Origin of the sequence: Clostridium frigoris (genome assembly GCF_018861865.1) — a bacterium.
GTDB lineage: Bacteria > Bacillota > Clostridia > Clostridiales > Clostridiaceae > Clostridium_AD > Clostridium_AD frigoris.
Genome location: NZ_JAHLDV010000048.1, coordinates 1 through 14834 on the forward strand (window position 1 = coordinate 1; position 14834 = coordinate 14834).

The 14834-nt window shown below is 34.4% G+C and carries 10 protein-coding genes and 1 pseudogene; 2 read left to right on the forward strand and 9 right to left on the reverse strand.

Translation table 11 applies throughout. The features are described from left to right. Window positions 1–144: 144 nt before the first annotated feature. From rfbH to rfbF, 5 genes are read right to left on the reverse strand one after another with little or no spacing between them, the layout of a single operon-like run. The gene (rfbH, locus tag KPL37_RS15435) at window positions 145–1479 is read right to left on the reverse strand and encodes a lipopolysaccharide biosynthesis protein RfbH (RefSeq protein WP_216150810.1); all 1335 of its coding nucleotides are present in this window, start codon (window positions 1477–1479) and stop codon (window positions 145–147) included. A 6-nt stretch (window positions 1480–1485) separates the two neighbouring features. Continuing rightward, window positions 1486–3246, reverse strand: coding sequence for a thiamine pyrophosphate-binding protein (locus KPL37_RS15440; protein WP_216150812.1), 1761 nt, complete (start codon window positions 3244–3246; stop codon window positions 1486–1488). A 12-nt stretch (window positions 3247–3258) separates the two neighbouring features. Further along, entirely contained in the window at window positions 3259–4197 is a 939-nt protein-coding gene (locus KPL37_RS15445) for an NAD-dependent epimerase/dehydratase family protein (protein ID WP_216150814.1), read from the reverse strand. A gap of 1 nt (window position 4198) precedes the next feature. Continuing rightward, on the reverse strand, window positions 4199–5302 hold the full coding sequence (gene rfbG / locus KPL37_RS15450; protein ID WP_216150816.1) for a CDP-glucose 4,6-dehydratase: 1104 nt from the start codon (window positions 5300–5302) through the stop codon (window positions 4199–4201). Next, window positions 5284–6054 carry a glucose-1-phosphate cytidylyltransferase gene (gene rfbF / locus KPL37_RS15455; RefSeq protein ID WP_216150818.1) on the reverse strand — a complete coding sequence of 257 codons (771 nt, stop codon included), beginning with the start codon at window positions 6052–6054 and terminating at the stop codon, window positions 5284–5286. Before rfbF ends, rfbG begins: the two co-directional genes overlap by 19 nt. Window positions 6055–6240: 186 nt before the next feature. Between rfbF and rfbA the strand changes: the two genes are divergently transcribed. Continuing rightward, window positions 6241–7140, forward strand: coding sequence for a glucose-1-phosphate thymidylyltransferase RfbA (gene rfbA, locus KPL37_RS15460; protein WP_216150820.1), 900 nt, complete (start codon window positions 6241–6243; stop codon window positions 7138–7140). 132 nt (window positions 7141–7272) lie between these two features. Here the strand turns inward: rfbA and KPL37_RS15465 are convergent, their stop codons facing one another. From KPL37_RS15465 to KPL37_RS20405, 4 genes and pseudogenes are all read right to left on the reverse strand, one after another. Beyond that, window positions 7273–8484: a hypothetical protein gene (locus KPL37_RS15465; RefSeq protein WP_216150822.1), complete on the reverse strand. Its 1212-nt coding sequence runs from the start codon at window positions 8482–8484 to the stop codon at window positions 7273–7275. Window positions 8485–8557: 73 nt separating this feature from the next. Beyond that, on the reverse strand, window positions 8558–11197 hold the full coding sequence (locus tag KPL37_RS15470; RefSeq protein ID WP_216150824.1) for a hypothetical protein: 2640 nt from the start codon (window positions 11195–11197) through the stop codon (window positions 8558–8560). 436 nt (window positions 11198–11633) lie between these two features. Beyond that, window positions 11634–12797 (reverse strand): exosporium glycoprotein BclB-related protein, encoded by a 1164-nt coding sequence (locus KPL37_RS20305; protein WP_216150826.1) that lies wholly within the window; start codon window positions 12795–12797, stop codon window positions 11634–11636. A gap of 635 nt (window positions 12798–13432) precedes the next feature. After that, window positions 13433–13876: pseudogene (locus KPL37_RS20405) on the reverse strand (collagen-like protein); the annotation flags it as partial. A 389-nt stretch (window positions 13877–14265) separates the two neighbouring features. On the opposite strand from KPL37_RS20405, the gene KPL37_RS15485 reads away from it, so the two are divergent. After that, the gene (locus KPL37_RS15485; RefSeq protein WP_216150828.1) at window positions 14266–14742 is read left to right on the forward strand and encodes a DUF4489 domain-containing protein; all 477 of its coding nucleotides are present in this window, start codon (window positions 14266–14268) and stop codon (window positions 14740–14742) included. Window positions 14743–14834: the final 92 nt, after the last annotated feature.

Genomic DNA, 14834 nt, shown 5'->3' on the forward strand with positions numbered 1-14834 from the left:
AGTAATTACAAAGTAACAATATCTATAAACTATATTAACAGTTTTTCATAATTAAATAATTCAATTATTTTGCTTAAAGAAAGAGAATACACAAAATAATTTACACCCTCGCTTACCATGTAATTATTACAGGTAAGCTTTATCTCATTTTATATTATTTTCAAAGAAGCTATCTATGCTTTTTATCATATATTCTAATTTCTCCTTTGTTATACCTGGATATACCCCTAAGAAAAATGTCCTCTCAAGAACGCCATCTGTATATTTTAAATCTCCTGATATTCTGTACTTTATATCCTTGTACCCTGGCTGTTTTAGAATATTACCAGCAAATAACATTCTTGTTTCTATAAGTTTTGATTCAAGATAAGTAACAAAATCTTTTTTAGAAAACCCAGCAGTCTCTCTTATTGTAATTGGTATTGCAAACCAAGATGGGTCAGCTTTAGGTAAAGATCTTGGCAATATAAAAACATCTTCATATTTTTTAAAACATTCATATAACTTTTTAAAATTATTTTTTCTTATCTTCGTAAACTCCGGAAGTTTTTTAAGTTGCTCAATTCCCATAGCACATTGTATATCTAATGGTTTTAAATTATAACCAATATTATTATACACGTACTTGTGATCATATCCCTCTGGTAATCCATCAAACTTATAATCAAACCTATGTCCGCAGGCGCCTTTACCGCTAACTTCACCAGTTTGACAAAAACACGCCCTCCCCCAGTCTCTTATAGAAAGTGCTGCTTTATATAACTCATTGTAATTTGTACATATTGCGCCACCCTCCCCCATTGTAATATGATGGGCTGCATAAAAGCTGTTAGTTGAGAAATTACCAAATGTCCCACAAAGTTTTCCATCATAACTTGAATCTAGTGCATCACAAGTATCCTCTACTACATATAGATTATGCCTTTTAGCTATATCCATTATCTTATCCATCTCAGCTGGATTACCTAAAGTATGAGCAAAAACTATAGCTCTCGTTTTATCAGTTATTGCCGCTTCTATTTTACCTGCATCAATATTATATGTGTCTTCTTCTATGTCTACAAATACAGGTATTAAACCATTTTGAATTATTGGATTTAGTGTGGTGGGAAAAGCCATTGCAGTTGTTATTACCTCATCGCAAGGCTTCATTGGATTTTTTATTGTTTTAGAACAAAGCACAGAAACTGCAATTAAATTAGCTGATGAGCCCGAATTAGTTACTAAACAATACTTTACCCCAAGGTATCTTGAAAAACTATCACAAAACTCTCTGCCCTTGACCCCAAGTGTTAGCCAAAAATCTAATACTGAATCTACAACTGCTACCATTTCATTTTCATCGTATACACGCCCTGCATAATTTACCTTTGTTTTACCTGGTATAAAACTTTTTTTTTGTTCACGAATCTTATATAGCTCTTTTACCTTTTCCAAAATTTCATCTCTTATTATGTTTTCATCTTTAATATTAATCACCCCTTATTAAGACTTATACATATCTATTATCATGTTTTCTTGGAGCTGATTTCTACCCAAAAGAGGCTCTTGGTCTTCAATTGGTCTACCCATACCTAATTTGGGAACTACATATGTTATGTTTTTAAGTTGCACTTCTATAACATAACTTTCATCATCATTCAACTTTTCTTTTAATTCATTCATTTGATTTTCATTACTTATTTTAAGTGATTTTATACCATAAGCCTCGCTGATTTCCATGAAATTTGGAGCAGAATATCCCTCTATAGTTCCATAATAATTTGATTTAAAATACATTTCTTGAAAATGTCTAATCATACCTAAAGCATTATTATTCATAATAATAATTTTTATAGGAATCTTTTCCCTTGCAATAGTTTGTAACTCTTGAATATTGACTTGAATACCCCCATCGCCAGTAATTGCAACTATTTTATAATCAGGTTTAGCATACCAGGCGCCTATAGCTGCCGGTAGCCCAAAACCCATTGGTCCCATTCCACCTGCGTTTAATAATCTTTGGTTCTTTTTCAGTTTTAGTGATTGAGATGCCCAAATTTGATTTTGGCCTATATCTAGAGATATTATAGAATTTGGATGCATCATTTCACTTATTTTATTCATGAACTCATTAGGGTCTATTTCATTTATATTCTTATGGACCTCATATGATGGGTACATTTTTTTATAGCTATTTATTTTATCTGTCCAAGAACTAAAATCAAATTTATAATGAGAATTTATTAAATATTGATTTAAGTTATCAATAAATGAGCTTAAATCACACTCTATACTTAAATCTTCTTTCACCTTGATATTAAGCTCATTCTTATCTATATCTACATGAACTATTTTAGCCTCTCTTGCAAAACTATCAGTTATAGCACTTGTCTGTCTTGTTGTTAATCTTGACCCTAGAACTATTAGTAAATCACAATTAGCTACTGCTAGATTTGAATATCTTGTTCCATAAGATCCCATATATCCCACATAACATTGATGCTCATGATTTACGCTGTCTATTCCCATTAACGTACAAACTACAGGAATACCTGTTATGTCTATAAGTTTTTCTAATTTCCTCTCTGCCTTTGCAAGCCTAATACCTCCGCCCGCTAGTATTACTGGTCTTTCACTTTTTTTTATTAACTCTATTAAGCTACTGACATTCTCTACATTAACTTCCTGACTTATTTCTAATTTATATTCTTCTGATTCATAAAAGCCTACTAACTCACCGGGATTAATTTCTGCCCTTTGTATATTCATAGGCAAATCTAATAAAACCGGCCCTGATCTACCTTCTTTTGCTAAATAAATTGCCTTTTCTAAATAAAACTTTATTTTTTTTGAATCTTTAATCATAACAGCATATTTTGTTATTGGCTTTATTATGCTTACTATATCAGTTTCTTGAAATCCTTCTTGCCTTATTTCAGGGGAACGTTTATATTCATAGGTATTAACTTGACCAGTTATATACAAACATGGAATAGAATCAAAATATGCACTTCCTATACCTGTTATTAGATTTGTGGCACCTGGACCACTAGTTGCTGTGCATACTCCTATATTTCCACTAACTCTTGAATACCCCTCAGCTGCAAAGGCTGAAGCTTGTTCATGATAATTAGATATAAATTTAATTCCATCTGCTTTATATATTGAGTCGACAAAATGAGTTATGGCTCCACCTTGATACCCAAAAACTGTTGTAACTCCATTATCCTTTAAAAATTCAACAATATAATCTGATAACTTCATAGTATTTACCACCTACCTATAAAATTGTAAATTATCTTTAAACCAATCTATTGTATTATTTAGTCCCACTTTTATTTCAACTTTAGGTTTCCAGTTTAGTTTTTCATTGGCTTTTTTAATATCACTAACCCACATTTTAGGTTCATATTGCCTATCAAAATTATTTTCAAAGTGAACATTTACATCTTTTCCCGTTAAATTGATTATATTACTTACAATTTCATCAGTTGTATATTGTATGCCACTTCCTATATTAAATATTTCTCCATAAGAGTTTATCTCCTTACTTGCAGCTATATATGCATCAACAACATCATCTATAAATATGAAATCTCTCTTTGAATCTTTATGAGATAATTTAATTTCTTTTCCTAGAATACAAGCCATAATAACTGTAGGTATTAATCTAGTTTTAGCATCATAATATCCATATGGTGAAAATAGTCTAAGGGTAACCAATGGTATATTATTAGTTTTTGCATAAGTACTGCATAAAATAGTCCCAGCTGCCTTACTTGCCCCATACATGTTATTAGGAAGAATACTCATATCCTCCCTCATTGGCTCAAATTTTTCTCCATATTCAGATGAGCTACTAGTATTTACAAACATATCTAGACTCTTTTTAGTAAATTCCTTAAATAAATTAAAGGTTGCAATAATATTTGTATTTATCACATCTTGTACATTATTTTGGTAATGATATCCTCCATAAGTTGCTAAATGGTATACTTTATCTATACTGATATTACTAGCTAACTTAGCTATCGCATCACTATTTAGCAAATCTACCTTATGGGTTTCTATATCCTTTAGTATATCTTGGAGTCTCCATAATTTGCTACTATCCCTTGCTAATATATGAATCTTGTAATTTTCTTTAAGTAGTCTTCTAACTAAGCAAGAACCTACAAAGCCACTAGCGCCTGTAATTAATACTCTCTTTTCCATTTTACCGTTCCTCTGTATCTAACTTATTGCAGTAAGTCTCTATTTGATGAACACATAGGTCATACATATCTTTATCATTATTATTTTTATACCAATCTACTGTTAACTTTATTGCCTCATCTATATTTAATTTTGGTATCCACTTAAGATAAATTTTTGCCTTAGTACAATCTAGTTTCAATAAGTTTGCTTCATGAGGTGCATTAATACTTGATATATCTATGCATTTACCACATCCCCACTGCTTAATTATTATATCAACAACGATTTGCACAGAAATTATTGAACTATCCTCTGGTCCAAAATTCCAACCACTACAATAATTCACTCCATCCTCATACATCTTGGATGCTAAAAGTAAATATCCACTTAAGGGCTCAAGTACATGTTGCCAAGGCCTAACTGCCTTTGGATTTCTAATTTCAATATCTTTATTGTTTTTTAGCGCCCTTATGCAATCAGGAATTATTCTATCCTTTGACCAATCGCCACCCCCAATAACATTACCTGCTCGAACAGATGCTATAGCTTTGCCGTGAAGTTCATAATCTTTAGGATTAATAAAAGAATTTCTATAGGAATCTATAAGGATTTCGGCGCATCCTTTACTAGAACTATAAGGATCATAACCACCCATTGGATCATTTTCTCTATATCCCCATATCTGTTCCATATTTTTATAACATTTATCTGTAGTTACCATAATGGAAACTTTAACGGTGGCTGAATTTTTAATACATTCAAGTACATTTAAGGTTCCCATTACATTTGTCTCATAAGTCTCTTTTGGATTGTCATAAGACTCTTTCACTAATGGCTGCGCTGCTAAATGAAAAACAATTTCTGGCTTATATATATTAAAGACCTCTAAAAGCTTGTTATAATCTCTAATATCCCCTCTAACATCTATGACCTTATCTTTTAATTTGCTAACAACAAAATTATCATCCATCGTATAAGGATCAAGTGAATATCCTATAACTGTTGCTCCTAATGTTTTAAGCCAAATTGAAAGCCATGAGCCTTTAAATCCTGTATGACCAGTAATTAAAACTCTTTTATCCTTGTAAAAGTTATTAAACAAATCTACTCCGATATGCTCCATAAATGCTCTCCTTTATCCCATAACTTATTTACAGTTTGAACATCCTTGATAGTATCTATAGCTACCCAGAAACCATTGTGCTCATAAACTGCAAGTTGTTTATCTTTTGCGAGATTTCTTATAGGTTCTTGTTCAAAAAAACAATCCTCACTAGGCAGATATTTAAACACTTCTTTATTAAATACCATAAAACCACCATTAACCTTGTCTTCTAAAATAGGCTTTTCTTTAAAGGACTTAACAATTCCATCCTCAACCTCAATAACCCCAAAAGGCGAAATAGGATTTACCCCTGTAAGTGTTCCAATTCTCCCCTTTTGCCTATGGAACTTTAAAAGCTCTAAAATATTTACGTTGCTTAATCCATCCCCATAAGTAAACATAAATTCCTTATCATCTATATATTTTTCTATTTGTTTTAATCTACCTCCCGTCAATGTTTCAATTCCAGTGTCAACAATAGTAATGTTCCATTTTTCCTCATCCTTTGTATGATATTCTAATTCTCTATCTCCACCTAAATGCAAAGTAAAATCATTATTTCTCCAGTACATGTCCATGAAATATTGCTTTATCATTTCTCCTTTGTACCCAACACATAAAATAAAGTCATTAAATCCATAGCTGGAATAGTTTTTCATTATATGCCACAAAATTGGTTTACCGCCAATCTCAACTAGAGGCTTAGGACGGTATTCTGTTTCCTCTCTCATACGTGTTCCCTTACCACCACAAAGTATTACTACTTTCATTAAATTTCACCACCATAATTAATTAAAAAAATTTTTCTTTATATTTACTCTATACTTTATGTAAAAAACAAATAGAAAGTGCATAACTATACCTTAAAATAAAAAATTAACTAAAATATTGGGTTGCACTAATTTGTACTAACTATAATATATTAATAAAGATAGACTTCTTCAGGAGGCAAAAATATGAAAGGTATTATTCTAGCAGGAGGATCTGGATCGCGACTTTACCCAATAACAAAATCAATATCAAAACAAATATTACCTATATATGATAAACCCATGATATATTACCCATTATCAGTTTTAATGCTTGCTGGTATAAAAGAAATATTAATTATTTCAACGCCTAGAGATATTACTTGTTTTAAAGAGTTACTTGGTGACGGTAGTTCTTTAGGTCTTAATCTACAATATGCTGTTCAAACAACTCCTCGAGGACTTGCAGATGCATTTATAATAGGGGAAGAATTTATAGGAAATGATAGGGTAGCTTTAATACTTGGAGATAATATATTTTATGGCTATAATTTTACGCAGAGACTTATTAGTGCTGCAAATAGAAAAGATGGAGCTACTATCTTTGGCTACCATGTAAGTAATCCGAAAGATTTTGGAATAGTTGAGTTCGACGAAAACAATAATATAGTATCCATTGAAGAAAAACCTGAAAAACCCAAATCAAATTACGCTGTATGTGGTCTGTATTTTTATGATAATAATGTAATAGATATTGCTAAAAATGTTAAGCCGTCAGCTAGAGGTGAAATAGAAATCACATCTGTGAATAATGAATATCTAAAAAAGAAAAAACTAAAAGTAGAGTTACTGGGTCGAGGCATGGCATGGCTTGATACAGGAACATATAGTGGACTTTTAGACGCTGCTAATTTTGTAGAAGCAATACAAACAAGGCAAGGATTATATGTAGCTTGTATAGAAGAAATAGCTTATTTAAATGGCTTTATAGATAAGGATCAACTATTAAAGATTTCTAAACCTTTAATGAAAACACAATATGGTAAATATCTACTAAAAATAGCATATGAAAATAACAAAATTGATTCCAATATGTTGCCACTATAAAGTGGCAATTCTAAAATAACTTATATTAATCTTTCTTGTTTATTTGCAATATAAATATTAAAATTAATAGAGACCTTCAAAGTATTATTGAAGGCCTCTTTAAATATGCTCTCATCATTTAACTATACTAATTTACCAACTCTCTGTGACACTAAATGATGCGGTAACTGAATTACTACTCGGACCTGCTATTCTAACTACTGCTAACGTAACTATGGCATTATCAGGAAGGGCAAAGTTTAATAGTTCAGCAGTAGCTAACACTCTTGAATTTCCTCCTGTTCCTGAGGTAACCCCTTGGAATATTACTTGTCCACCAGTAATGGTTGTGGAAGTTGTGTTTACTAAGAGAGCAGTTTCACTATTAGGAATTATGGTTGTAGCCGTTGGATAATTCACAAATGTTCCGTTAACTGTTCCCCCTAATATTATTTGGTAGGCTAAGTCAGCAGAAGTCGCTATAAGGTTAATTTCTTCTAAATTAACTTCAACTGAGTTTGTTCTAGCTGATCCCGTTGGAAAAATCGTTTTTCTAGCAAATGATAAAACAGGTGTCAAAGTAGTGGTTACATTGCTAATGGTTCTTCGCTCAGAGGTTACTCTAAAGGTTTGTTCATATTTTCCTAAGATACTGTATTGTCTTCCTCCTACAAATAAATTAAAACTAGTAGCTGTTCCAGCGTTGTTAATTTCTGCTCTTATGGGTTGATTTGGGTCAGCAAAACTCGTTTGACCTGTAGGTGAGAATCGATTAACCGTAATAACTTCTTGTGCTAAAGTAGTTGGGTCAGGTATTACTACCCTAAATTCGATGACGCCATACCCATACCAAGTAAACACAATTTGATATATATTTCCTTTAGAAAGTGTAAGTGTCACTCCACTTGGTCCTGTTCCATCTAATTTATCCACATTCCAGGCGGACTGATTAATTACAGTATCAACTCCTGCCCTCCTTATAGCAACAAAAATATTAGTGCTAGTTGCACCAAAGAAAGCACCATTTTGACTATCAAATAACCCCCATCGAGCAATTTGATTTCCTGTTGGCAAAGTGGGTATACGAACAGCAACTCCTGCTTCTCCTGCATAACCAGGCTCATATCTTCCTCTCATTGCACTTTCTAGAATCGCAGAATCTGCTCCACTTGCTGTCGTATTAACACTATATTCTGTAGACGTATTTGTAACTGTTCCGGCACCTGTTGTAATAACAACATCTCTTAAATCAGATACTCCATACACAGACGTTAATTCGACAATTGGAAATTTTGTTGCAACTCTTAGTTCATTAAATTGCGAGCTGACTGTTGGACCAACACTTGATATAATAATATCAGACATTAAATTTCCTCCTTTTAAAATAGGGAGAAATCAATATTTCTATTTCTCCCTTTCTATCTTTATGCTTATCTTTTTACCACTCCTCAGTAACTTGGAAAGTGGCTGAAACAGAATTGCTTCCACCTGCCAAATTTAAAACGGCAAGTGTCACGAATTCAGTATCAGGCAGCTGGAAATCTAGTAAACTAGCTGATGCTAAAACACGATTGATTCCATTAACGCCAGCCGCTAATCCTTGTATTAATACTTGACCACCTGTAATAGTAGTTAACGTACTGTTTACTTGCAGACCCGTCTCAGAAAGCGGAATATTAGTCGTTGCTGTCGGATAATCTGCAAATGCTCCATTGATTGTACCACCCAATATTATCTGATAAGAAATATCTTCAGAAGTCACAAGGTCAATTCCTTCTAGTTTCACACTGACAGAGTTCGTCCTTCCTGAACCAACAGGGAAAACTGTTTTTCTCCTAAAAGAAATTATAGGTGTCAATGTTGCTGTAGCTGTAACCGTCCTTCTCTCAGAGGTTATGCGGAAAGTAGGTTCATAGTTACCTATTATGCTATACTGTCTTCCACCAACGAATAAATTAAATGCACTTGCTGTTCCATTATTTGATATTTGTGCACGTAGAGGTAAATTGGGATCAGCAAAACTCGTTTGTCCCGTAGGCGAAAATCTATTAACTGTGATAACTTCTTGAGCAGTAGTAGTTGGATCAGGTACTACTACCCTGAATTCGATAACACCATAACCATACCAAGTAAATACGATTTGAAATATATTTCCTTTAGAAAGTGACAAAGTTGCTCCACTTGGTCCTGTACCATCTAGTTTATCCACATTCCATGATGTCTGTGGGACAATAGTATCAACACCTGCTCTTCTAATGTCTACAAAAATACCATTTGCTACATCTTGACCGAAGAAAGCACCGTTTTGGGCATCAAAGAGTCCCCATCTTGCAACTTGTGCTCCAGTTGGAGCGGTTGGTAGACGTACACCTATTCCTACTTCTCCAGCATATCCCGATTCGTATCTTCCTCTTTCTGAGCTTTCTAAAATTGCGCTGTCCGCACCACTTGCTGTGGTAGTTAGTTGAAATTCTGCATTATTACTTCCTACTGTTCCTGCACCTGTTGTGGTAGTAATATCCCTTAGATTAGATAATCCATACACTGAAATCAATTCAATTATTGGCGTCCTTTCTGCTGTTCTTAATTCACTAAATTGCGAACTAACATCGGGGCCTACATTTGCTATTGTTGCTGCTGGATTGAACGTACCTGTAGCTCCGGTTGCGCCAGTAGTTCCTGTTAAACCTGTTACTCCTGTAGCTCCTGTGATTCCAGTTTCTCCAGTTACACCCGTAGTTCCAGTTATACCTGTAGTTCCAGTTTCTCCGGTTACACCTGTAGTTCCAGTCAATCCTGTAATTCCAGTTTCTCCGGTTACACCAGTGCTTCCAGTTATACCTGTAGTTCCAGTTGCTCCTGTAGTTCCCGTTTCACCCGTTAATCCGGTTACACCCGTAGTTCCAGTCAATCCTGTGATTCCAGTTTCTCCAGTTACACCTGTAACTCCAGTTTCACCTGTAGTTCCAGTTACTCCTGTAGTTCCAGTTACTCCAGTTACTCCTGTAACTCCTGTTTCACCAGTAGTTCCCGTTACTCCAGTTACACCTGTAACTCCGGTTTCTCCTGTAACACCTGTTATTCCTGTCACACCAGTAGTTCCAGTGACACCCGTAACTCCGGTTATACCTGTAGTTCCGGTTACACCTGTAGTTCCAGTCAATCCTGTAATTCCAGTTTCTCCGGTTACACCAGTGCTTCCAGTTATACCTGTAGTTCCGGTTACTCCTGTAGTTCCAGTTACTCCAGTTACTCCTGTAACTCCTGTTTCACCAGTGGCTCCAGTCACTCCAGTTAAACCTGTGGCTCCAGTTTCTCCGGTTACACCTGTTATTCCTGTCACACCAGTAGTTCCAGTTATACCTGTAGTTCCAGTCAATCCTGTAACTCCTGTTTCACCAGTAGTTCCAGTTTCTCCGGTTACACCCGTTACTCCAGTTAAACCTGTAACTCCTGTTACACCAGTGGTTCCAGTTATACCAGTAACTCCTGTTATTCCAGTTATACCAATACTTCCTATTGCTCCAGTTGTCCCAGTAGCTCCAGTATTGCCTGTTGTTCCGCTTGTCCCTGTAACTCCGGTTACTCCTTTCGTTCCTGTGGCTCCGGTAACTCCCGTTGCTCCAGTTGAACCCGTTGTTCCTGTAGCACTAGAACCTGTTGCTCCTGTTTCTTCTTGTATCTCTCCTAATACTAAATTTGCTTTAATTGATACTAAAGTAGAATAAAATACACTACTAGAAGTAGTATTAATTAATCTTAATGCTACTGGAGCAGAATCAACTTGTATAATAGCGAAACCAACAACTTCGCCCGTTTTTATCGGCGAATTTCCTATTAAATTATCCCCTTGAGATGTTTGAATAGAAAAAGTTATATTATTTGCTCCTAAAGTTGACTGAGTTGCCACCCACCAGTTAATAAAGTATCTTCCTGCTTTGTTTATTACTATTTCACCAGTTACTGAGTTATAAACTATAGCTCCATAACTATTTACTAACGTGTCAAATATTACATTAGAATTTATATTTACTGTTCCACCTAATTGTCTTTGAATTTGAAGACCTATCGTGTCCAAATCGCATCTCTCCTTATTTGCAATAACCTATAATGCCATTGCTTATTTATACTATGCTGTTATAACATAATATGCGATTACATATTTAACAGACATTTAATTAAATAATCCCTTCTCTTAAATAAGACAAATAATCCCTTCTCTTAAATAAGACAAATAATATATGATTTTAACCTGTAGTATGATGTCCGCCTCCTAAAATAATTGTCAGAATAATTAAGATATTGGTATTATCAATTAGTATAAATGGCAATACACAAATTTTAAAATAAATTTATAGAAAAAACTGTTTTTAAAGGTGGTAACACCTTTAGAAACAGTCCTAATTTTAAACCTTTACTTTAAAATTTTTATTTTACTCTTGATAATTATTGTAGATTACTTCTGCATAATCATTACTTTATAATTAAGAATAAATCGTCATAAGTCGGTAAAATTAAGTTATTCTTATACCTGCACTTCCATATCCAGATACAGTATTAACAAGTGATAATCCTGCAGCTGTTGCAGAGAATACCATTAACAATCGAGTTTCGGAAGTTACTGGTATTGATAATCCAGTAATAACACCATTACTCGTTGTGCCTATTGCAATAATACCTGTAAGAGCTGGAGATATTGTTACTGCAGTCCCTGCCACTGGTAAAAAAATGTTATCAGGTGTAGTCGAACTATATAACTGTGCGGTTACAGTTATTGTTGATCCTATAAGTGCTAACAAGGCTGAGGTACTAAAATAAGCAGCTACTGAAGTAATAGTACCCTCACTAGGAACTGAAAATGCGAAATTAACAACTGCGCTTGCAGAACCTGTAAGATCTATAGATGATCCAAGGACAGCAGAACCCTGAGCCGAGCTTCCAAATCCAACGAAACAAGGTAGTCCAGGCAATCCTCCTACAATTGTAGTCATTGAAAAAGGACCCCCTGATGAAAATGGTATGATTCCACCAGTGCCAGTGGAACCTCCTCCTGTTGCTCCTGTTGCACCTATGGATCCGGTTGCTCCAGTAGTTCCAATTACTCCGTTTACACCTGTTATACCTGTGGATCCAGTTACTCCAGTAGATCCAATTACTCCGGTTACTCCGATAGAACCAGTTATTCCAGTTATCCCAGTCACTCCAGTTACTCCTGTTGTACCTGTTGTACCTGTTGTACCTGTTGTACCTGTTGTACCTGTTGCTCCTGTTTCTTCTTGTATCTCACCTAATACTAAATTTGCTTTAATTGATACTAAAGTAGAGTAAATTACACTATTAGACGTTACATTGCTCAACCTCAATATCACTGGAGCAGAATCAACTTGTATAATAGCGAAACCAACTACTTCACCAGTTTTAGTAGGTGAATTTCCTATTAAATCATCTCCTTGAGATGACTGAACTGAAAAAGTTATATTATTTGCTCCTAAAGATGTCTGAGTTGCCACCGACCAGTTTATAAAGTACCTTCCTGCTTTGTTTATTGTTATTTCGCCAGTTACTGAGTTGTATACTATTGCTCCATAACTATTTACTACCGTATCAAATATTACATTAGAATTTGTATTTACTGTTCCAGCTAATTGTCTTTGAATTTGAAGACCTATCGTGTCCAAATCTCATCTCTCCTTATTGGCAATAACCTATAATGTCATTGCATTTTTATGCTATACTTATAAATTTTTATTTTTTAATAATAAGTTGTCACATGTGATAAAACAACTTCTTAAATTCCAATTATTTTATGAAATTTAAATTATAATACTTATAGAATACTTAGAAATCCCATGGACGAATATAGACTTATTAATCCATGGGACTAATCTTAGAATGTTACATTAACAATTGTTAAATCTGCTTTAATTGGAGTTGTACCATAGTTTATTGTACCATCAGTTGCATTTACAAGTTGTAATGTTATTGGACTTGCACCAACTGAAATCAAGGCATTTCCACTCACTTGTCCTGTTAGTATAGGGGTTGAAGCCTGACTATTATCACCCTGTGAAGTAGTAATTGCTAATGTGATTACTACATCTGCTCCACCACCTAACCCATCTGTCGATACCCACCAATTAATATAGAATACTCCTGTCTGCGATATTGTTATCTCTCCTGTAATATTGTTATAAGAAAGAAATGCAGATAAATCATTTATAGTTGTATCAAATATGACAGGTGCTCCAGAAGCAATTAATGTTGCATCTACGCTTTGAACCTGAACTTGCAATGCTCTTAGCTGAGTTGTAAATCCAGCTGCGCCCGTTGATCCTGTTGATCCTGCAATTCCTGTTGCTCCTGTTGCTCCTGTTGCTCCTGCTAATCCTGCAGCTCCTGTTGATCCTGTGGCTCCTGTTGGTCCTGTGGCTCCTGTTATTCCTGTTGCTCCTGTTGTTCCATTTGCACCAGTATTTCCAGTTACTCCTCCTGGAGTTCCTGGTGCTCCTGTTAGTCCGGTTGCTCCCGTTGCTCCGGTTAGTCCTGTTGCTCCTGTTGCTCCTGTTGCTCCTGTTGTTCCTGTTACTCCCGTTGCTCCTGTTGCTCCTGTTGCTCCGGTTGCTCCGGTAATTCCTGTTGATCCGGTATTTCCCGTTAATCCACCTGGAATTCCCTGCGATCCTGTTGCCCCAGTAGCTCCTGTTGATCCAGAATTGCCTATGGAACCTATTGGTCCTGCTGGTCCTGCTGGTCCTGTTACACACACTTTACAGGAATGTCTGTTACATTCGTCACATTCATCACACCAATCACACTCGTCACATTTAGAATTACAGCGATGCTTGTCACACTTCTTTGATTTACGCTCTCTACTGTAATGTTCATCAGCGTCAATCTCTTCACAAGCATGCCAATAATATTTTTTTCTACCTTCAATATCATCTTTTTCATATTTTTCGTCTTTATACATAATTTAACCTCCTGGCAGTAAAATTTTTATATAAACTGCTACTATAGGTTATTCAGATAAAAATAGTCTGTTACATTTCATATCAATTTTAATTATGGTACATATATTATATTGTAAGAATTTTTTATATTATTAACTTATATTATTATAATTATAATTAGGAGGATGAATAGATTATGAATTCATTATCAAAAATATACAAAAATAATAGTTGTACATCTTTAACAAAAAATAACTTATCTGATGACTGTTGTACAAACAAAATAATTTTAAAATCCGGAAAATCTTTGTCAACACTAGTACAACTCCCATTAGTGCCAGGAACTCTTGATACACCAGTTAAAGTTGCTAATGTTACCGTCGATACTTTATGCTTAGACGACCCGGAAGTTAAACTAGATTTTACATTCACTATTACTAATCCAACAGGTGCTATAACTGTAAACCTCACTTTTCAAGTTTTTAAGTTATGTAAAAATATCCAAGAAAAAGTACCAGTAGGCAATGCATGGGTGTTTAAAAATAATTTGTCAGCAGAAACTAATACTGTATTTTCTTTTTTTGTATGTGATCATGATCGATTTAAAAGTAAATGTTGTACCTATATAGTAGAGGCCACTCCCAATGCTAATATTAGCCAAATCAGCTCTTAATTAATTTAAAAATAAAAGACCAGTTGGATAAAAATCAAAATCCAACCGGTCTTTTATTTACTTAGTTTATAATTATAAATCTATAAAAATTC